Here is a 19,294-nt window from a genome sequence, read left to right as displayed (position 1 = left end):
GAGCCCGCATACTGGGGACCGTGGTCGGGGGAGCAGGGCAGGGCGGTGCAGTGCGCGAGCGGCTCGCCTGGGTCGACACCACCCGGGGCCTCGGCGTCCTCGCGGTCGTCGTCTTCCACGTCCTCATCTGGAACTACTCCGGCCTCGTCGACGGCACCTCGGCCGTCGCGGCGGCGTGGGAGCAGGTCGGCAGCTCGCTCGGCCGCATCCGGATGCCGATCCTGTTCGCCCTCTCGGGGCTGCTCGCCCATCGCGGGCTCCTCCTCGGCTGGCGGGTCGGGACGGCCCGGCTGCGACTGGTGTCGAACGCCTACCTCTACGTGGTCTGGGTCGTCGTCTACGGCGGCGTCTTCGCACTGCTCGCGCGGCCCGACTTCCCGCACTCGATCGACACCCTCGCGCAGTTCGCGCTGCAATTCGTCTTCCCCACGACGACGCTGTGGTTCATCTTCGCGCTGGGGCTGTACCCGCTCGTCCTGGTCGGGCTCCGCGCGCTGCGGGTGCCGTGGTGGGGAGTCCTGCTGCTCGGAGCCGCCGCCTGGTTCGTGGGTGCGAACCTCCGCGTGATCCTCTTCGGCGACGCGCTGCTGCAGAACTTCGTCTTCTTCGCCCTCGGCGTGCTCGGGGCGGAGCAGCTGCGCCGCTTCTCGCGGCCGGGCCTCGTGACGTTCGCTGCTCCGCTCGGCGTCTTCCTCCTCGCGGTCCTCGGCGGGCACCTGGTCGACGGCCCCGCCGCCGAGGTGCTCGGCTTCGTCGCGAGCGCCGCAGCGATCCCGCTCGCCGTCGTCTCGGCCGCGCTGCTGTGCCTCTGGGGGCCGGCCGCTCGACTGGGGTCGGCGATCGGACGGCGCACGCTGCCGATCTACCTCCTGCAGGTGCCGCTGCTCGGCCTGTGGTCGCTGGTGGCGAACCCCGAAGCGGAGTGGCTCGTCGCGCTGCTGAGGAACCCGCTCGCCGAGCTGGCCTACCCGCCGCTCGTCACCGCGGGGATCATCGCCCTGTCGCTCGGGATCCGCGGCCTGCTCGCACGCGTCCCCGGCGATCCGCTGTTCACGGTGCCGCCGGTGCTCGTCGCCCTCGCCCGGCCGACCCGCCGCGGGCGGCACGCCTAGGGATCGCTCAGGCCCAGATGGTCGCCAGGTACTCGTCGGTGACCTGCGGGCTGCGCTCGTGCACATCGTCGGCGCTCCACTCGAGGATCGACGGGTCGATCGTCCACTCGCCCTCCTGGGGCGCTGCTCCGCTGGTCTCGTAGCCGGCGACGGAGTCGATGACCGACGCCCAGGTCGCGGCGCCCATCGGCCCGACGAAGACGCTGTCGACCGCCGTGCAGCCGAAGTCGGAGCCCGGGCCGTTCGAGGCGCCGAAGCCGCCCCCGGTGTCGGCCCCGTCGGGCAGCGGGAAGACCCGCTTCACGACGTCGCCGCCGACGACCAGGCAGTGCTGGTAGCCGACGTTGGCGGCCGAGCCGATCTGGAACGCGGTGTTCGACGAGGCGAAGTCGATGCAGTCGATGCTCGTGATGTCGCCGTAGTAGTTGCCGCCCTGACCCGAGAACTGGACGGTGTCCGTGTGCGCGTCGGAGCCCTTCTCCTTGTAGGCGGGAGCGGTGTAGCAGCCGATCCGGTAGATGTAGCGCAGCCCGCCCGCGCCGTCGGTCGGCGTGCGCATGCTCGAGACGTCCTCGTTGCGCAGCTGCGCGTCGGGGACGACGACCTCGACGAGTTCGAAGTTCTCGGTGAAGTCGGTGTTGTCGACGCCGTAGACGTTGTAAGCGTTCGTCCTGATCCGGGCGACGGCCGAGCCGCTGCAGCCGCTGGCGAGGAACGCGCCGTTCGTGACGATGCCGGCGAGCGTGACTCCGTAGACGCGGAGGATGCGCCACGAGTTCGCGGTGGTCACGGTGCCGTAGCCGTCGCGGGGGTAGACGAGGACGCGGTTCTCGCGGTCGAGCGACCCGACGTCCTGCATCATCGGCGACGAGCTCGAGCCCGCGCCGCCGCCCGGGAGCTCGCCCGGGGCCACCAGGATCCGGATGGTGTCGGAGGGTCCCGCCTCCGCGATCGCCGTGGTGATCGCCTCGCTGATCGCCGACCACGAGCAGTCGACCTCGACCTCGACGTCGACGTCGCCCGTCACCCACGGGGTGATCGAGGGCCAGTGCGTGCCGTTGGGTCCGAAGGACGCCTGCGTGTCGGGGACACCGGCCAGCTTGTCGAGCTCGGGCGCCAGCGCATCGGGGTCCCCGGGGACTCCGGGGGACTCCTCGGGACCGAAGACGCGGTACGCGGCGTAGCCGGCGCCGCCGACGGCCGCGATGCCGAGACCGGCGCCGACCGCTCCGAGGAGCACGGCGCGACGACTGGGCCGCTTCGGCGGCGGCGCTTCGTCGAAGTCGAAGGGGGGCTGGGTGGAGTCGGCCAAGGGTGTCCAAACCGTCAGAGGGCGGTGCCGGAGGCGGCACGCCCCGGATCCGGCGCGCCACGCTGTGCCGTGAGCGCCGCCGTCGGGTCGCCGGAGCGCTCCTGGCGAGACTAGCAGCCGCCTCGGGACAGGCTCTGGGGAGACTGCCGGGAAGGGGAGTGCAGCGCTAGCGCCCGCGCTCCTCGCGGCGGCGCATCTGCGCGGCGATGTCGGCCTCGGTGATGTCCTTCTTCGCGGGGCCCCAGATCGAGGCCGCCTGGCCGACGACTCCGATGCCGAAGCCGATCATCGGCCAGATCGGCCAGAAGTAGCCGTCGGCCCCGGTGGCGAACCAGACCGCGGTCGTGATCGCCGAGACGCTCAGCCAGCCGCCCACCGAGCCGGCGAAGTCGCGTCGGTGCTTGAGGTCCTTGACGGCCTGGGCGCGCTCGATGTCCTCCAGGCGCTCTGCCGCGGCCGGAGTCGACGCCGCACCGGCGGCCCGTTCGACCTCCGCCGCCGGCTGCTGGTCTCGTCGCGCCGCGGGATCCGGGGATCCCCACTCGTTCTCCGGCATCGTGCCCCTCCACTCGTCGTGGCGCCCAGACTACGCAGGCTCCCCGGCGTCGCGCGGCTCGGGCTGGCAGTGCGGGCACCACCAGGTGCGCCGGCGCTCCGGGTCGTCCGGGACCTCGGCCCGCACGAGCACGGTCGTGCCGCACCGGCGGCAGGGACGGCCCGCGCGGCCGACCACCCAGTGGCGCTCGCCCTGGCGGGTGTCGCCCGTCGTGGTCTGGAACATCCCCGGCACGGTGACGGAGGCGCGGAGGGCGCGGGAGGCGGTGGCGACGAGCGCGCGGACGTCGAGCGAGCCGATCGGCCGCCAGGGCCAGGCGCCGCGGAGGAAGCACACCTCGTTGGCCCAGAGGTTGCCGAGCCCCGCGAGCGGACGCTGATCGAGCAGCGCGGCGATCACCGGCCGGTCGGGCGAGAGGGAGAGGCGGCGGATCGCCTCCTCGGCGTCCCAGTCGGCCCGGAGCGGGTCGGGGCCGAGGTGGCCGATCGCGCGATGCTCGTCGCGGGTCGGCAGCAGCTCGACCACGGGCAGGTCCAGCCCCCACACGGTCGAGCCGTCGTCGAGGCGGAGGCGCACCCGCACGTCCTTCTGCACGTGGCGGGGGACCGCGCGCCCGGGGGCGGTCACGGTCCAGGAGCCCTGCATCCGCAGGTGGGTGTGCAGGGTCGCGCCGGTGTCGAGGCGGGTGAGGAGGTGCTTGCCGTGGGTGTCGTGCTCGAGCACGCGCACCCCGGCGAGGTCGGTCCCCGCGGCGTCACCGGAGCGGAGCTCTCCCGAGACGATCGTCCGCCCGTCCGCCGCCCGCCTGAGGCGGGCGGCGAGACGGTGGACGCTGTCTCCCTCGGGCATGTCCGAACCCTAGGTGCGGCGACGGGGACCGACCAGGGGTCGCGCGGAGGCTACCGGGCCCGGTACGCCTGCTCGTAGGTCCGCTCGGTGCCGTCCTTCGCGGTGACCTCGATCGTCGCGACTCCGGCCTTGATCGGGCGCAGCAGCGTGACGAACGTGGTGGTGAACTTCTGACCCGGCTTCACCGCGCTCTTGGTGCGGGTGCCGTACGGGGTCGAGATCTCGACGGCGACCGTCTCGGGCCCGTTGTTGACCGCGGTGACGGTGAGCGAGCGGAGCGGCCCCAGGCGCTTGGTCTGCGCGCTCGTGGCGACGTCGATGGTCGAGACCACCGTCTCCGGCAGGTCGAGGCCGACGACGACCGGGTCGTGGTCACTGGAGCGGAAGGCGGACGTGTCGTAGAAGATCGTCGCGTTGTAGTCGTAGCGGCTGTACTCCAGCGCCACGGACTCGCCGCTGTTGATGTTCCAGGTGTCGACTCCGGTGACCGTCGCGTCGGCGGCCGGGGAGGCGAAGACGTGGTCGAGCGAGCCGACTGCGCCATCGAAGGAGTAGGAGTACTTCCCGTCCTTCGAGCCCTGGTCGATGTAGCCGGCGTCGGTGATGACCTTCACCGGGTCCTCCTTCGAGTAGGCGTTGAAGTCGCCGAGCAGGTAGACGAGATCGGTCGCCTTCTCGGTCTCGAGCCGGTCGGCGAAGGCGACGAGCGCGGTCGCCTGAGCCACGCGCGAGGCGTTCGATGCGCCCTGGCCGTCGCCCTGGTCGGCATCGGCGCCCTCTCCGGAGCCCTTGGACTTGAAGTGGTTGACGATCGCGACGAACTCGCTCTCGGCATCATCGATCAGGCGGAACTCCTGGGCGAGGGGCTTCCGCGCGTTCGAGAAGGCGGTGGAGTCGAGCAGGATCTCGGACTCGCCGACCGGCTCGATCCCGGCCTTCCTGTAGATGAACCCGGTGCGGATGACGTCCTCCTCGGCGAGGGCCGGGAGGGCGGCTGGCGAGGGCACGTAGGCCCAGACCTCCGAGCCCGCGGCCGTGTTGAGAGCGGCGGTCAGCGTGGCGAGGGCCTCGTCGCGCGGCTTGCCGAACTTGGCCGAGTTCTCGATCTCCTCGAGCGAGACGACGCCGGCGCCCAGGGTGTTGATCGCGGTGACGATCTTGGCCTGCTGGCGCTCGAGGTCGTCCGCGTTCGCGGCTCCGCGGGCGTCGCAGCCGGAGTTCACCGTGACGGGGTCGCCGTCGCGGTCGGTGTAGAAGGTGCAGCCGGTGATCGAGTCACCGGTCGTGGGGAAGTAGTTGAGGACGTTGAAGGAGGCGATCGAGAGATCGCCGCCGACGGCCTCGGGCTGCGCCTCGCGGGTGTTCGCGAACGTCGCAGGCTGCACCGTGTCGGCGTTGTCGACGCTCAGCTGCGTCGTCGGCTGGAAGGCCCAGGCGCTGTTGCGGAAGTCGAGGACGACCGGCTGGGTGAAGGTCGTGGGAGCCCCCACGCGGATCGGCTCGGTCGGGGTGAGGTAGGGCAGCGGGATCGCCTTATTGGCGGCGGAGCCGAGGAAGTTGATCGAGGCTCCGTCGTCGAGCGTGATCGCGCGGGCGGCGTTGTCGGCGACGACGGCGGCGAGCTCCGGGGTCCCGGGGCGGGCGACCTCGGTCGGCGTCAGCAGCGGGGAGTCGCCGGCGGCGAGGCCGATCGAGCCGTAGCTGTTGAGGTCGTAGGTATCGGTGACCGTGAAGGCGCCCTGCGGGGCGATCAGCATGCTCTCGAGCGTCTCGCGCTCCTCGGTCGTGCGGGGGAGTCCGACGGCGGCGGGAACCGGAGCGGCGGCGGGGGTGTCGAGCTCGACGACGGTCGCGGCGGAGGTCGGCGTGAGCTCGGTGAGTCCGTTGAACTCGCTGACGGCGCCGGTGATCTCGAGGTGGTCGCCGATCGCGACCGAGCCGACGGAGGCCGAGGAGTAGACGAAGACCGCGTCGGAGGCGGTGCGCCCGCCGGTCTGCGCGCCCGTGCCCGGGGTCTGGATCACGTAGCCGTTGTAGCCGCCGGAGGGGTAGCGGGCGGTGACCACGCCGGTCGTGGTGACGGTGCTGCCGACGAGCGGGGAGGCGGCTCCGCTGCCCTGGATCTCGGCGATCGTGACGACGGGTGCGGGCTCGGGGGAGCCGGTCGGGACCGGCGTCGGGGTGGGCGTGGGCGTCGCGGTCGGCGCCGGCGTGCTCGTGCCCCCGCTCGCCTCGGGCGTCATGGCGCCGAGCGCGAAGTCGGCCGAGTTGACGTCGGTGTCGCCGGTGGTCGTCTCGGCGCGGGCGATCGACTCCGTGAGGGTCGGCGCCGTCGCCGGGGTCGTCTCGAAGGTGTTGGAGGTGCCGTAGCCGAGGAGGTCGACGACCGCGTCGGGCTGCGCCGCCGTGCCGGTCGGCGGGGCGACCAGGGTGGTGGTGCCCTCGACGAGGAAGAGGGTGCCGCCAGCCGCGGCGATGTTGAGGTTGCCGGCGGTCTGATCGGCCGCGGGGAGGGGTGCGCCGTTCGCTCCGTTGCTCGCGCCGGCGACGAGGAAGTGCCCCTCGGCGGGGACGGTGCCGGTGAGGGCGACGGTCGTGGTCGGGTTCGCGGTGCCCGTCGCCGAGCGGTACTGCAGCGTCAGCCCCGAGAGCGCGATGTCGGACCCGGTCGGGTTGAACAGCTCGACGAAGCGGTTGGCGTAGGTCGCGCCGGCCGAGCCGCCGCGGGCGAAGATCTCGCTGATCACCAGCTCGTCGCCGCTCGGCGCCGCGGAGGCCGGTGCCGCGACGAGCGGGGCGGCGGCGAGGGACAGGCCGGCGAGGAGCGCCAGGCCGAGACCGCGCCTCCGGTGGCGCTCGGTCGTTGCGGGGACGTCTGGCATGGGTGGTCCTCTCGATCGCCGCTCCGGGGAGCGGGCGCTGGTGCTCTGCCGCAGTGGTCCGCAGCTCCTCCGCACCTCGAAGGAGGCACAGAATAGCCACGCTAAGCACCGCGGGTGCCCGGCTCGTGAACCGGGCGTTTCATGAACGTAAACTCACCCACCGACATCCGGCGCGATCCGGACCGCGAACGGTCGCGGCGGGGAGGAGTGCCCCCGGCTCGCGGCCGACACCCGGGAAGGCGCGCCAGACTCTCGGGATGATCTCCTCCGAGCTGGCCAGGGCCCTGCGGACCGCGGGCGTGCGCTGGGCGCCCGTCACCGGCGACCGCTTCCGCATCGAGCGCGAGGGCTTCGACGGCGACGTCTTCACCGTCAGCGACATGACCATCGAGGCGCACGAGTACCCCGGCGGCACGGTCCTGGGCTTCAACGGCACGACGGAGTGGGCGCTCGACTCCGTCTCGGTCGACGACTCGCTGTGGCTGCCGCGGGAGGACCAGCTCCGCGAGCTGCTCCGGGGCACGTTCCGCTCGCTCCGGCGCACCGCCGCATCGCGGTACGCGGTCGAGATCGAGCTCGGCGGGCAGCCGCGCGTCTTCGAGGACGAGGCCGCCGAGAACGCCTATGCGGAGGCGCTGCTCGCGCTGGTCAGCTCGGTCGCGGTCGACCTCGACGACCTCGACTGAGGCTCAGGACGCGGCCTTCTTCTCGTCCGCGGCGTCCGACTCCGCGGTGGGCTTCTTCGCGGCCTTCTTCGCCGTCGGCTTCTTCGGCGCCTTCTTCTCGGATGCGGCCTTCTTCGGCGCAGCAGCCTTCTTCTCCGGAGCCGCCCCCGCCTCCGCCTTCGCCCCGCGGCTGCGCTCCACCGATCGCTTGAGCGCCTCCATCAGGTCGAGCACCTCGCCGCCGCCCTCCTCCTCGGGCGCCGAGCCGAAGGTGGCCGACGTGTCGAGCGCGTCGCCCTGCTCGATCTTCGCGTCGATGAGGGTGCGCAGCTGCACCTGGTAGGCGTCGGTGAACTTCGTCGCGTCGAAGTCCTCCGAGTAGGAGTCGACGAGGTGCGACGACATCTCGAGCTCGCGCGCCGCGATCCGCGTCGTACCCTCGAGTGAGGGGAACTCGACCTCGCGGACCTCGTCGGCCCAGAGCAGCGTCTGCAGCATCAGCAGCTTGCCGCGCACCCGCAGCGCCGCGAGCCGCGTCTTCTGCCGCAGCGCGAACTCGACGATCGCGGTGCGATCCGTCGCTTCGAGGGTGCGCCGCAGCAGCACGTAGGCCTTGGGCGAGGAGGAGTCGGGCTCGAGGATGTACGCGCGGTCGAACATGATCGGGTCGACCTGGTCGCTCGGCACGAACTGCACGACGTCGATCTCGCGGTCGCGCTCCTCCGGCAGCGCCTTGAGCTCGTCCTTCGAGAGCACGACGGTGCGCTCCCCGTCGTCGTAGGCCTTGTCGATGTGGTCGAAGCTGACGACCTCGCCGCAGATCTCGCACTTGCGCTGGTACCGGATCCGTCCGCCGTCGGCGTCGTGCACCTGGTGCAGGGCGATGTCGTGGTCCTCGGTCGCGCTGTAGATCTTCACCGGCACGTTGACCAGGCCGAAGGTGATCGCGCCCTTCCAGATGGCTCGCATGCGCCCAGTGAACACCGTGCGCCGTGGCCGCGGGAACCCCTCCCGCCCGCACTCGACGTCCTCCCGGCGGGAGGGTGTCGAATAGGAGGCATATGAGCGACGAGACCCGACCTGCCGACAGGCTCCGCGCGGCCCTTCGCGCGCCCGACGCGTCCTCCAGGCTCCAGGCCGCGATGACAGCCGGCACCCGGCCCGCCGACGAGTACGCCGCGGTGCTCGTCGCGCAGTGCGCCGTCGAGACCGACTTCGGGGTCCGCGAGATGCTCACCTGGGCGCTGACCCGGCACGATCCCGCTGTCACCGTCGACCTCCTCCTGCCCGAGCTGGTGTCGGAGTCGCCGCAGGCCCGCAGCCAGTCGCTGCACACGCTGTCGAAGGTGGGGGATCCGCGCGCGTGGCCCGCGATCACGCCCGCGCTGCTGCACGACGAGCATCCCGAGGTCGCCCGGGCGGCCTGGCGGACGGCCGCGCGACTCGCGCCCGAGAGCGAGCGCCCCGCCCTCGCCCGGCAGCTCGCCGAGCACCTCGGCGAGGGCGACCGACCGGAGCAGCGGAGCCTCACCCGCGCGCTGCTCATACTCGGCGACGTCGCCGCCGACGTCCTCGAGACCGCTGCCCGGTCGGGCGAGCAGGCCCGGCGGATCCACGCCCTCGCGACCCTCCGCCTCCTCGCCGACCCCGAGGAGGACGTCGAGGAGGCCTTCGCCCGCGCCCGCCGGTGAGGTGCCCGGCACGGCGATCTGCGGCGTTGTCGTCGGGCGCGATACCGCCGGTATCGCTTCCTCCTCCGCCTTGCAGCTCACCGCACCGGGCACCTCACCGCACCCGTCGCACATGCTTGCACGAGGGAACCCCGGCCCGTCGAGGCGGCCAGCGGGTGCCGGCTGCCTCGACGGACCGGGGTTCCCCGGGTGGTGCGACCGGTCAGAGCGTCGCGCCGGTGAGCAGGCCCCGGTCGGCCAGGTACTCGCGGACGAGACGCTCGGCCTCGGCCCGGTCGGAGATGCCCAGCTGGTCCAGGACAGCATCGACGTACTGCGAGGCGTTGCCCTGCGTGATGCCGAGCTCAGCGGCGATCTCGCGCGGCGACAGACCGGCGGCGATCAGCTCGAGCACCTGCTCCCGAGTGGGGAGCGTGATGGGAGGAGCGGGCGTGGGGGTCGGCGTCGGCGTCGTCGGGTCCTTCTCGGCGTCGATGGCCGAGGTGTCCTCCGCGAACGAGGCGGTCACGTAGGCGATCGCCTTCGAGGTGATGCCGAGCGCCTCCTGGTTGATGTTCGCCAGGTCGTCACCGGCCGAGTGGTAGTTCGGGTCGTGGGGGATGCCGACGGTACCGCCGAACAGAGCCGCCTCCTCCTCGGTCTTGATGTCGTCAGCGCCGGTGAACACGCCGGAGGACGGGATGCCGACCGAGATGAAGCCGTCGTAGTCGCTGCGTCCGTCGAACGCGGTGTCGATCCACGGCTGGTCGATCGAGTCGAAGTAGTCGGTGAACGCCTTCTCGGTGGCGATCGAGCCCGCGGGGACCTCGACCGGCGCCTCGTAGGTGGACTCGTTCGCGTCGTAGACCGAGATCACGTAGTTCGGCGAGGCGACCATGTCGAAGTTCATGTAGGTCGCGATCTTGTCCGCGTCCTCCTGCGTCAGCGAGTCGACGTAGTTGTAGGAGCCGACGAGGCCGACCTCTTCAGCGCCCCACCAGGCGAAGCGCACCGCGTTGGTGGTCTCGCCCGCCTCGGCGAGCTGGACGGCGGTCTCGAGCAGCGTCGCCGATCCGGAGCCGTTGTCGTTGATGCCGGGGCCCTCGGGCACGCCGTCGAGGTGCGCGCCGAGCATCACGACGTTGTCGTGGTCGCCGCCCGCGGTCTCGGTGATGATGTTGAAGGTGTCCACGACGGTGGTGGTCTGCTGGATCGACAGCGTCGCCGTCGAGGGCAGCGCGGCGAGGAGCGACTCGCCCTCGGCCTGGGTCAGGCCGGCGCCGGGGATCGCGGCCTCGTCCTGGGCACCGTAGGTGCCGTTCAGAGCGTCGCTCGGCGCGTTGTCGTAGATCAGGATCGCCGAGGCGCCCGCTGCGCCGGCGGCGATCGACTTCTCGAGGAAGGCGCACGTGCCGCGGCTGACCAGCGCGATCTTGCCGGTCGCGTCGAGGCCCGTCCAGGCGTCGGCGGTGCAGCCCAGCGGGTCGACCGGAGTGATGAGCTCGCCGGTCACTCCGCCCTCGGGCGTCGACGGGGTGAACTCCATCGGGGTGCCGACGACGGCGGGCGTCGTCGTGAGCGAGAACGCGTCGATGACCTGGGTGGCGGTCGAGAAGTCCTGGCGCTCGGTCGTGTAGCCGGCCTCGGCCAGCACGGCCTCGACGTACTGGCCGCTGAGCTCGTAGCCCTCCGTGCCGATCGCGCGGTTGCCGTCATTGGCGTCCGCGATCGCCTGGAACGCCTCCAGGTGGTTCATGATGCCGTCGACCGTGACGGTCTCAGCGAAGTCGACCGGCTCGACGGCGCTCGCCGCAGGGGCGAAGGCGAAGCCGGCGACGACGGCGCCGACCCCGATCATCGCGCTCGTGCCGAGGAGCGAGCGTCGGCGCCGTGCGCCTTGCGCTCCGTGGATGGTGTTCACCATGGTGGTCCCTTTCGTCGATGACAGGGGGTCGTCCGGGGACGACCGGCGCGGTGGCTGTCCCCCTTCTGGGAGCAGCCGGCGCCTTTCACGAGGCTATTCACAGGCGACGCCGAGCGCACCCCCTCTTCTCAGAGTTCACGGGCACGAAACACCGGCGGCCTTGCGCATCAGGCCGTGGCGTCGCTCTCCGCCCACTCCCGCAGCATGGCCGTGGTCTCGGCGGGGCGGTCGCGATGGGGGCTGTGACCGGCTCCGGACACCACCGCGTAGCGCACGCGCGGGTTCTCCCGCAGCACCTCGGCGGCGAGGCGCGGCGGGAAGAATGTGAAGATCTCAGGATCGCCGGCCAGCACGAGCACGGGAGCCCGCAGCGCGGCGACGTCGGCGACCACGTCCCACGGGTCGTTCTCGTCGATCGTCGCCGTGACGGCCGACGGGTCCGCAGCGCGGGCGGCGGCGAGCTTCTCGGCGCGGTCGCGCTCGTCCCAGTGCGGGTGGCTCGTCGCGAGCTGCTCGGCAGTGACGTCGAGGTCGGCGAGCTCGCCCTCGCGCACCTCCGCTCGCACCGTCTGCTCGAGGCGGAGGACGGGGTCGAGCAGCACGAGGCGCTCGGCCCAGCGGGAGTCGCGGGCCGCCGCCCGCACGGCGACCGCGCCGCCGAGGGAGTGCCCGACGACGAGGCCCCACGCCCCCTGGGCCGGCCGCTCGGCGAGCGCGTCGTCGGCGTAGGCGTCGTGGCCGGAGGAGCCGCCGCGCGGCCCGGCGCCGTGACCGCGCAGATCCGGGGTGCTCACGGTCCATCCCGCGGCGCGCAGGTCGGCGGCGAGCCGCCACCAGGTTCCGGAGGCGCCACCGAGGCCGTGCAGGAGGAGAGCGTCGCGGTTCGTCATCCCGCCACGCTAGGCCGCCTCGGCCGAACCGCGGGCCGCGGCCCGGTCTCGAGGGCGCGGATTCCTGCCAGTTCGTCGCCGGTCCTGAGCGTGCGTGTTCGCAGGGAGGCGGGTCTCGGTACGCCGCCTGCGGCGGCTGCTCGACCAGCGGGCTTTCGGGGTTCGTGGCGAGAAGTGAGGTCGTGTGCGCGGCCCCGTCTCTCGCTGATCGAGTAGCCCGCGCAGCGGGCGTATCGAGATCCACGTCCGTCAGAAGTCCGGCGCATAAGCCTCATCTGCTGACGCTGGTGGGTCTCGATACGCCGCCTATGGCGGCTACTCGACCAGCGGGCTTGCGGGGGTCTCTGAGTAGAGTGACTTCCTACGTGAGGTCCCACTTCTGCTGATCGAGTAGCCCGCGCAGCGGGCGTATCGAGATCCACGTCCGTCAGAAGTCCGGCGCAGAAGCCTCATCTGCTGACGCTGGTGGGTCTCGATACGCCCCTGCGGGGCTACTCGACCAGCATGGATCCGAGACGCATCGCGGGGCCGGCTCAGTCGAACCGCGGGTCGCGGCCCGTGCGCTCGCCGGTCTCGAGGGCGCGGATCGTCGCGAGGTCGTCGTCGTCGAGGGCGAAGCCGAGCACGTCGAGGTTCTCGACGATCCGCGCGGGCGTCACCGACTTGGGGATCACGACGACACCGAGCTGCAGATGCCAGCGCAGGACGACCTGCGCGGGTGAGACGCCGTGCTTCGCCGCGATCCTGTCGAGCACCGGCTCGTCGAGGAGCCGGCCGCGGGCGAGCGGCGACCACGCCTCGGTGACGATGCCGTGCGCGGCGTCGAAGGCTCGCAGCTCCTCCTGCGGCAGTCGCGGGTGCAGCTCGACCTGGTTGATCGCGGGCACGACCTCGGTCTCGCCGAGGAGGCGCTCGAGGTGCTCGACGGCGAAGTTCGACACTCCGATCGAGCGCGCCCGCCCCTCCTGCCGGATGCGCTCGAGGGCGCGGTAGGTGTCGACGTAGCGGTCGCGCGAGGGGATCGGCCAGTGCACGAGGTAGAGGTCGACGTAGTCGGTGCCGAGCAGCTCGAGGCTGCGGTCGAAGGCCGCGAGGGTCTCGTCGAAGCCGTGGTCGTCGTTCCAGACCTTCGTGGTCACGAAGACCTGCTCGCGCGGGACGCCGCTCGCGCGGATGCCCTCGCCGACGCCGCGCTCGTTGCCGTAGAGGGTGGCCGTGTCGACGTGGCGGTAGCCCGCCTCGAGGGCCGTCGCGACCGCGCGGGCGGCCTCGTCGTCGCCGATCTTGTAGACGCCGAGCCCGATCTGCGGGATCGCGCCGCCGTCGTTGAGGGGGATCAGCGGGAGGCTCATGCCTCCATGCTGACACGCACCACCGACGTCAGAGAGTCCAGTCGAGCTCGCCGTGCGGGCCGACGCCCACCGAGTCCTCGATCAGGGCGGCGAGCCCGGCGACTCCGAACAGGAGGCGGCGCTCGGCGCGAGATGCGGCGTCGCGCTCCGTGAGGTTCTGCACCGCGAAGTAGGAGTCGTGCCCCGGCTGCAGTCCCTCGACCGGTCCGTGGTCGCCGAGACCGAGGAGCCCGCGTCCGGGTCGACGACCCGGCCCCGCGCCGAACCAGAGCGATCCCGTCTCGAGCACGACCACGGTGGTCGCCGTCGAGCCGCCTCCGGCTGTCTCGCGGTTCGCCGTGAGCTGCCAGCCGAAGCCGAGGTGGTGGAGCCGGACCTGGTGCGGACCGCGCCACGCGTGCGACTGGTCCTCCGCCCGGTAGTACACGGGGCTGGGCCGGAAGGAACCCTCCCAGAGGGCCGCGGCGAGCTCCGCGCACCACTCGGGCGTCTCCGGGTCGGCCCAGGGCTCGAGCACCTGGGCGTCCGCCGCCGCGCGCTGGTGCTTCCGCACGAGATCCTCCGCCTCGGCGCGCAGTACCGTCATGCGCACCTCCGGATCCCCCGTCATGGGGCCAACCCTAGGACGGCACCCCGGGCCGGGCAACGGGGCGGCCGATCAGGTGGGCAGGTTCACGGGTTCGGTGTCGGGGAGGGGGCTCGCGTCGCGCCCGCGCAGGTCGGGGTGGTAGCGGCGGCCGAGCGCGGGGACCACGAAGCCGACGAACGCGAAGACCGCCGCGACGGCGATCGCGGCCGTCGGGCCGGCCTGGTCGATCTGCACGCCGGCGATGGCCGAGCCGAGCGCGGCGCCGATGAGCTGGCCGGTGCCGACCCAGCCGTACGCCTCCGCCGTGTCCGAGAAGCGCACGCTCGCGGCCGTGATCGTGAACAGGGCGGCGAGAGCCGGAGCGATGCCGACGCCCGCGAGGAACAGGGTCGCCGACAGCCACCAGAAGTCGGTCGAGAAGGCGGCGAGCCCCATGCCGACGGTCACGATCAGCATGCGCCGCGCGGTCGCCCAGCGGCTGATCGGGATGTGCCCGAGCGTCAGACCGCCGACCAGGGATCCGGCCGCGAAGATCGCGAGGACCACACCCGACTCGACACCGCCCTCGCCGAACACGGCGACGACCCCCGCCTCGACCGCGGCGCACGCGCCGACCAGCAGGAAGCCCACGACGGTCGCCAGCAGCACCGGCGGCTTCGAGAGCACGACGCCGAGCTTGCGCTTGGAGCGCGGGATGCGCACGCGGCCGACCTCGGGCGACGCGATGAACCAGATGCCGCCTCCGATCAGGAACGCCGCCGCCGTGAGGATGCCCGCGACCGTCGAGATCTGGATCGACACGAAGGTGGTCAGCACCGGGCCGAGCACCCAGATGATCTCCTGCGCCGAGGCGTCGAGCGAGAACAGCGGAGTGAGCTGCGAGCTGGTGACCATCTTGGGGTAGATGGTGCGCACGGCCGGCTGCACGGGAGGCATGCTCAGCCCGGCGATCATCGCGATCACCACGAACTGCCAGATCTCGAGCTCGAGCAGCGCCATCGCGATGATGGCGGCGGCGCAGACGATCAGGGTCAGCGTGAGCACCCGGCGCATGCCGAGGCGGCCCATCAGGCGGCTCGTCAGCGGGCCCGCGATCGCCTGGCCGATCGACATCGAGCCGAGCACCAGACCGGCGGCGGCGTAGGAGTCGTGCACGCGCTCGACGTGCAGGAGGAAGGCCAGCGAGAGCATCCCGAACGGGAACCGCGCAGTGAGCTGCGCCGCGATGATCCGACCCACGCCAGGGGTCTTCAGGAGTTCGGTGTAGCTGCCCACCGGACGACACTAGCGGCCCGCGGAGGCGACTCGGCGATCAGCCGGCGAGCACCTTCCGGATGCGCTGCAGTGAGACGCTCTCGGCCGTGCCGAGGCCCTGCGCGAAGAAGCTCACCCGCAGCTCCTCGATCATCCAGCGAGCGCGCGCGAGGTTCTCGGGGGCGTGCGGCGGGAGGGGCCGCACCCCTCCTGCCGTGCGGTACAGCTCCTGCGCCGCCTGAACCTCGTTCAGCCACACGCGGTCGCGACCGACGTTCTCGCCGATCTTGCCGAAGCGCTCGGTGATCGCCGCGAGGTAGCGGGGCAGGTGGCGCAGGCGCTCCACTCCGGTCGCCGAGACGAATCCCGGGTAGACGAGACCCGAGAGCTGCTCGCGCGCATCGGTCAGCGCCGGCAGCAGGGCCATGCTCGAGGACGTCTTCAGCGCCTTCTCGACACCGCGGGCCGTGGTCAGGATCGTGGTCACCGTCTTCACGGTCTCGAACATCGAGTCCATGACGCTCGCCGAGACCCGGTCGCGCACGGCGTCGAACTCGGCGCGGAGGAACAGCATCCCGTCGGGCTTCATCCGCCAGAGCACCGCATCGACGCAGGCGAGCAGGCAGTCGGTGAACAGCGCGGTCGTGTTCTGGTACGGGCTCTGCGCGAGCACGAGCTTCTCGTGCGAGGTGAGGTGCTGCTGCACGTAGGCGACCGGGCTGGGGGTCGCGAGCAGCAGGAGGCGCCGCACTCCGCGCGGGTGCTCGCGGGCCTGGTCCTCCGGCGTCGCGAGCAGGCGGATCGACACGGAGTCGCCGTCGTCGATGAGAGCCGGGTAGGCGCGGATGGTGTTGCCGCCCTGCCGGGTGTCGGTCACCCGGGGGAGCTCGGGCATGTCCCAGGTCTTCAGGCCCCGGCGCTCGAGCGCGTCGGGCACGCGCGCTTCGACGACGCGGGCGACCTCGTCGCGGACCCGGCCGCGCAGCCGCTCGGACAGAGGCGCGAGCTCCTTGCCGGCGGCGATCGTGCGGCCGCGCTCATCCGCGATCGCGAAGGTCACCCGCAGATGCGTGGGGATCCGCTCCAGCTCGAAGTCGGAGGCCTTCACCACGACGCCCGCCTCGTGCTGGATGGCGCTCGCGAGGGTCGCGGCGAACGACTCCGTCGGCGGGTTCGGCACGTCGTGGGGGAGCGCGGACGTGAGCCGGCGGGCCCAGTCGTTCGCCGGGACGACGTTGCGCCGCAGGTGCTTGGGCAGCGCCTTGATCATCGCGGCGACGAGCTCGTCGCGGAGCCCAGGGACCAGCCAGTCGAAGCCGAGCGGCGAGACGCGCGGCAGGAGTGCCAGGGGCACGTGGACGGTCACGCCGTCCTCCTCCGTGCCGGGCTCGAACCGGTACGAGAGGCGGAAGCGCTGGTCGGCCTGGCGCCACTGGGTCGGGAACGCGGTCTCGTCGATCTCCTCCGCGTCCTCGGGCAGCAGGGTCTGCTGCGTCATCGTCAGCAGGTCGGGCTCGTCGTGCTGCGCCGTGCGCCACCAGGAGTCGAACGAGCGGACCGAGTGGATGTCGCGGGGGAGACGGCGGTCGTAGAAGTCGAAGACCGCCTCGTCGTCCACGAGCAGGTCGCGGCGCCGAGTGCGCTCCTCGAGCCGCTCGAGTTCGGCGCGCAGGGCGCGGTTCTTGCGGTCGAACGCGTGCCGCGACTCCCACTCGCCCTCGACCAGGGCGTGCCGGATGAACAGCTCGCGGGCGTAGGAGGCGTCGATGCGCGAGAACTGCACTCGGCGCCGGGCGATGATCGGCACGCCGTAGAGCGTGACCTTCTCGTACGCGACGGCGGCGCCCTGCGCCTTCTCCCAGTGCGGCTCGCTGTACTGGCGCTTCACGAGGTCGCCGGCGATCGCCTCCGCCCAGGCCGGATCGATCGCGGCGTTCGAGCGCGCGAAGAGCCGGCTCGTCTCGACGAGCTCGGCGCTCATCACGGCGTCGGGGAGCTTCTTGGCGAGCGCGCTGCCCGGGAAGATCGAGAACTTGGCGTTGCGGGCGCCGACGTACTGCACGCTCTGGCGCTCGCGGCTCTTGGCCGCGCGCTGAGCCTGCTGCGAGGTGGTGTCCTTGATGCCGAGGTGCGAGAGCAGGCCCGCGAGCAGCGAGCGGTGGATGCCGTCGGGGTCGACCTTGGGGTCGCCGATCTCGAGCTTCAGCGGGCGGGCGAGCTGGCGCAGCTGCCGGAACACGTCCTGCCATTCGCGCACCCGCAGGTAGTTGAGGTACTCGGCCTTGCACAGCCGGCGGAACGCGCTCGACGAGAGCTCCGCCTGCTTCTCCTCGAGGTAGTTCCAGAGGTTGAGCAGGGTGAGGAAGTCGCTGGTCGGGTCGACGAAGCGGGCGTGCTGCTGGTCGGCCTGCGCGCGGCGCTCGAGGGGCCGCTCGCGGACGTCCTGGATGGTGAGTCCGGCGACGATCGCCATCACCTCGCGGCTCACGCCGTGCGTGCGCGACTCGATCACCATCCGCCCGAAGCGCGGGTCGATCGGGAGGCGCGCGAGGTCTCGGCCGATGCGCGTCAGCTGCGGCGCGGCCGGCGTGGCGCGTGTGCTCGACTCGCCCTGGGCGCGGATCGCGCCGAGCTCGGTGAGCAGGTCGAGACCGTCCTTGATGCCGCGCGAGTCCGGAGGCGTCAGGAACGGGAAGGAGGCGATGTCGCCGAGGCCGAGCGAGATCATCTGCAGGATGACCGCCGCGAGCCCCGTGCGCAGGATCTCGGGGTCGGTGTACTCGGGGCGGCGGAGGTAGTCCTCCTCCGAGTACAGCCGGATCGCGATGCCCGCGCTGGTGCGGCCCGAGCGCCCGGAGCGCTGGTTCGCCGAGGCCTGCGAGACCGCCTCGATGGGCAGGCGCTGGACCTTCGAGCGCGCGCTGTAGCGCGAGATGCGCGCCGTTCCTCCGTCGATCACGTAGCGGATGCCGGGCACGGTGAGGCTCGTCTCGGCGACGTTGGTGGCGAGGATCACGCGCCGGCGCACGCCCGGGGTGCGGGAGCGCTCGAAGACGCGGTGCTGGTCGGCGGCCGACAGACGGCCGTAGAGGGGGAGGACCTCGGTGCCCGGCAGGTTCCGCCCGCGGATCGCGTCCTCCGCGTCGCGGATCTCGTTCTCGCCCGAGAGGAAGACCAGCACGTCGCCCGGATCCTCGCGGGCGAGCTCGGCGAGCGCGTCGGCGATGCCTGTCATCAGGTCGCGGCTGCCCGCGGTCGCGTCGGGGGTGTCGGTGTCGTCGTCCTCCTCCGGCTCCTCGGCCACCAGCGGGCGGTAGCGGATCTCGACGGGAAAGGTGCGGCCCGACACCTCGATCACCGGCGCGGGCTTCCCCTCGGCGTCGGAGAAGTGCTTCGCGAAGCTGGCGGGGTCGATCGTCGCGGAGGTGATGACGAGCTTCAGCTCCGGTCGCTGCGGCAGCAGGCGGTGCAGGTAGCCGAGCAGGAAGTCGATGTTGAGGCTGCGCTCGTGGGCCTCGTCGATGATGATCGCGTCGTACCGGCTGAGCATCCGGTCGTGGTTCATCTCGTTCAGCAGGATGCCGTCGGTCATCAGCTTGATCCGCGTCGAGGCGCTCGCCTTGTCGGTGAAGCGGACCTGGTAGCCGACGATCCCGCCGACCTCGTCGTCGAGCTCCTCCGCGATGCGCTCGGCGATCGTGCGCGCGGCGATGCGGCGGGGCTGCGTGTGCGCGATGCTCCCGAGCCCCAGCTCGAGCAGGATCTTCGGCAGCTGCGTCGTCTTGCCGGATCCCGTCGCCCCCGCGACGATCACGACCTGGTTGTCGCGGATCGCTGCCGCGATGTCGTCGCGACGCGCCGACACGGGCAGTTCGGGCGGGTAGCGGATGCTGAGGGCGTCTGACATGAGCCCTCCATCCTACGGCCGCGTGCGAGAATGCCCTGTCCCCTCGAGAAATCCGACGGGCTCGTCGAGCAGAGAGGGCCCGAGTGAATCCGCAGTCGCTGCTCGTCGTGCTCAACATCGTCCTGCTGCTCTTCGCGATCCAGGGCGTGCTCTCGAACCACCGCCTCTCGAAGGTCGCGAAGGTCGGCTGGGTCGCCTTCATCGTCATCGCGCCGTTCCTCGGCAGCATCGCCTACCTCGTGCTCGGCAGGCGCGGTCGCGGCTCCGGCGGCACCGACGTCGCGCGCCCCGAGCGCCCGAGCGGCTGGTTCTTCGAGCGCTGACCGGCGCTA

At 71.9% G+C, this 19,294-nt stretch carries 15 protein-coding genes; 4 read left to right on the top strand and 11 right to left on the bottom strand.

Annotated features, from left to right (window positions below):
- The first annotated feature begins 20 nt into the window (after nucleotides 1-20).
- Nucleotides 21-1,112, top strand: coding sequence for an acyltransferase family protein (locus GRS92_RS14250; protein WP_159857509.1), 1,092 nt, complete (start codon nucleotides 21-23; stop codon nucleotides 1,110-1,112).
- Between the two features lie 7 nt (nucleotides 1,113-1,119).
- On the opposite strand, the gene GRS92_RS14245 is transcribed toward GRS92_RS14250, so the two are convergent.
- The 4 genes from GRS92_RS14245 to GRS92_RS14230 all read right to left on the bottom strand — a co-directional run bounded on the left by GRS92_RS14245 (nucleotide 1,120) and on the right by GRS92_RS14230 (nucleotide 6,711).
- Nucleotides 1,120-2,424, bottom strand: a complete 1,305-nt coding sequence (locus GRS92_RS14245) for a hypothetical protein (RefSeq protein WP_159857507.1) — start codon at nucleotides 2,422-2,424, stop codon at nucleotides 1,120-1,122.
- A 166-nt stretch (nucleotides 2,425-2,590) separates the two neighbouring features.
- Nucleotides 2,591-2,980, bottom strand: a complete 390-nt coding sequence (locus tag GRS92_RS14240; protein ID WP_159857505.1) for a 2TM domain-containing protein — start codon at nucleotides 2,978-2,980, stop codon at nucleotides 2,591-2,593.
- Nucleotides 2,981-3,010: 30 nt separating this feature from the next.
- Nucleotides 3,011-3,829: a DNA-formamidopyrimidine glycosylase family protein gene (locus tag GRS92_RS14235; RefSeq protein ID WP_159857503.1), complete on the bottom strand. Its 819-nt coding sequence runs from the start codon at nucleotides 3,827-3,829 to the stop codon at nucleotides 3,011-3,013.
- 50 nt (nucleotides 3,830-3,879) lie between these two features.
- The gene (locus GRS92_RS14230) at nucleotides 3,880-6,711 is read right to left on the bottom strand and encodes an ExeM/NucH family extracellular endonuclease (RefSeq protein WP_159857501.1); all 2,832 of its coding nucleotides are present in this window, start codon (nucleotides 6,709-6,711) and stop codon (nucleotides 3,880-3,882) included.
- A 257-nt stretch (nucleotides 6,712-6,968) separates the two neighbouring features.
- On the opposite strand from GRS92_RS14230, the gene GRS92_RS14225 reads away from it, so the two are divergent.
- On the top strand, nucleotides 6,969-7,397 hold the full coding sequence (locus GRS92_RS14225) for a pilus assembly protein CpaE (protein ID WP_159857498.1): 429 nt from the start codon (nucleotides 6,969-6,971) through the stop codon (nucleotides 7,395-7,397).
- 3 nt (nucleotides 7,398-7,400) lie between these two features.
- Here the strand turns inward: GRS92_RS14225 and ku are convergent, their stop codons facing one another.
- On the bottom strand, nucleotides 7,401-8,345 hold the full coding sequence (ku, locus tag GRS92_RS14220; RefSeq protein WP_159857496.1) for a non-homologous end joining protein Ku: 945 nt from the start codon (nucleotides 8,343-8,345) through the stop codon (nucleotides 7,401-7,403).
- A gap of 173 nt (nucleotides 8,346-8,518) precedes the next feature.
- Between ku and GRS92_RS14215 the strand changes: the two genes are divergently transcribed.
- Nucleotides 8,519-9,067, top strand: a complete 549-nt coding sequence (locus GRS92_RS14215) for a HEAT repeat domain-containing protein (protein ID WP_235022042.1) — start codon at nucleotides 8,519-8,521, stop codon at nucleotides 9,065-9,067.
- A gap of 202 nt (nucleotides 9,068-9,269) precedes the next feature.
- On the opposite strand, the gene GRS92_RS14210 is transcribed toward GRS92_RS14215, so the two are convergent.
- From GRS92_RS14210 to hrpA, 6 genes are all read right to left on the bottom strand, one after another.
- A complete protein-coding gene (locus GRS92_RS14210; RefSeq protein WP_159857492.1) occupies nucleotides 9,270-10,970 on the bottom strand; it encodes a M20/M25/M40 family metallo-hydrolase in 1,701 nt (566 codons plus the stop codon).
- Nucleotides 10,971-11,137: 167 nt separating this feature from the next.
- Nucleotides 11,138-11,860 (bottom strand): alpha/beta fold hydrolase, encoded by a 723-nt coding sequence (locus GRS92_RS14205; RefSeq protein ID WP_159857490.1) that lies wholly within the window; start codon nucleotides 11,858-11,860, stop codon nucleotides 11,138-11,140.
- Nucleotides 11,861-12,393: 533 nt separating this feature from the next.
- On the bottom strand, nucleotides 12,394-13,212 hold the full coding sequence (locus GRS92_RS14200; protein WP_159857488.1) for an aldo/keto reductase: 819 nt from the start codon (nucleotides 13,210-13,212) through the stop codon (nucleotides 12,394-12,396).
- A 28-nt stretch (nucleotides 13,213-13,240) separates the two neighbouring features.
- Nucleotides 13,241-13,822 carry a hypothetical protein gene (locus tag GRS92_RS14195; RefSeq protein WP_159857486.1) on the bottom strand — a complete coding sequence of 194 codons (582 nt, stop codon included), beginning with the start codon at nucleotides 13,820-13,822 and terminating at the stop codon, nucleotides 13,241-13,243.
- A 48-nt stretch (nucleotides 13,823-13,870) separates the two neighbouring features.
- Nucleotides 13,871-15,076, bottom strand: coding sequence for an MFS transporter (locus GRS92_RS14190; protein WP_159857484.1), 1,206 nt, complete (start codon nucleotides 15,074-15,076; stop codon nucleotides 13,871-13,873).
- A 37-nt stretch (nucleotides 15,077-15,113) separates the two neighbouring features.
- Entirely contained in the window at nucleotides 15,114-18,962 is a 3,849-nt protein-coding gene (hrpA, locus tag GRS92_RS14185) for an ATP-dependent RNA helicase HrpA (RefSeq protein ID WP_159857482.1), read from the bottom strand.
- Between the two features lie 83 nt (nucleotides 18,963-19,045).
- Here hrpA and GRS92_RS14180 point away from each other — a divergent pair, with 83 nt between their 5' ends.
- Nucleotides 19,046-19,285, top strand: coding sequence for a PLDc N-terminal domain-containing protein (locus tag GRS92_RS14180; protein ID WP_159857480.1), 240 nt, complete (start codon nucleotides 19,046-19,048; stop codon nucleotides 19,283-19,285).
- The last annotated feature ends 9 nt before the right edge of the window (nucleotides 19,286-19,294 follow it).

It is taken from the genome of Rathayibacter sp. VKM Ac-2754 (genome assembly GCF_009807095.1).
Taxonomy (GTDB): domain Bacteria; phylum Actinomycetota; class Actinomycetes; order Actinomycetales; family Microbacteriaceae; genus Rathayibacter.
This window is presented reverse-complemented; position numbering and strand designations above follow the sequence as displayed.

Excerpts from the sequence above, each read along its gene's own strand:
- GRS92_RS14240 (WP_159857505.1), bottom strand. The coding sequence starts at position 2,980 with ATGCCGGAGAACGAGTGGGGATCCCCGGATCCCGCGGCGCGACGAGAC.
- GRS92_RS14235 (WP_159857503.1), bottom strand. The coding sequence starts at position 3,829 with ATGCCCGAGGGAGACAGCGTCCACCGTCTCGCCGCCCGCCTCAGGCGG.
- GRS92_RS14230 (WP_159857501.1), bottom strand. The coding sequence starts at position 6,711 with ATGCCAGACGTCCCCGCAACGACCGAGCGCCACCGGAGGCGCGGTCTC.
- GRS92_RS14225 (WP_159857498.1), top strand. The coding sequence starts at position 6,969 with ATGATCTCCTCCGAGCTGGCCAGGGCCCTGCGGACCGCGGGCGTGCGC.
- ku (WP_159857496.1), bottom strand. The coding sequence starts at position 8,345 with ATGCGAGCCATCTGGAAGGGCGCGATCACCTTCGGCCTGGTCAACGTG.
- GRS92_RS14215 (WP_235022042.1), top strand. The coding sequence starts at position 8,519 with ATGACAGCCGGCACCCGGCCCGCCGACGAGTACGCCGCGGTGCTCGTC.
- GRS92_RS14210 (WP_159857492.1), bottom strand. The coding sequence starts at position 10,970 with ATGGTGAACACCATCCACGGAGCGCAAGGCGCACGGCGCCGACGCTCG.
- GRS92_RS14205 (WP_159857490.1), bottom strand. The coding sequence starts at position 11,860 with ATGACGAACCGCGACGCTCTCCTCCTGCACGGCCTCGGTGGCGCCTCC.
- GRS92_RS14200 (WP_159857488.1), bottom strand. The coding sequence starts at position 13,212 with ATGAGCCTCCCGCTGATCCCCCTCAACGACGGCGGCGCGATCCCGCAG.
- GRS92_RS14195 (WP_159857486.1), bottom strand. The coding sequence starts at position 13,822 with ATGACGGGGGATCCGGAGGTGCGCATGACGGTACTGCGCGCCGAGGCG.
- hrpA (WP_159857482.1), bottom strand. The coding sequence starts at position 18,962 with ATGTCAGACGCCCTCAGCATCCGCTACCCGCCCGAACTGCCCGTGTCG.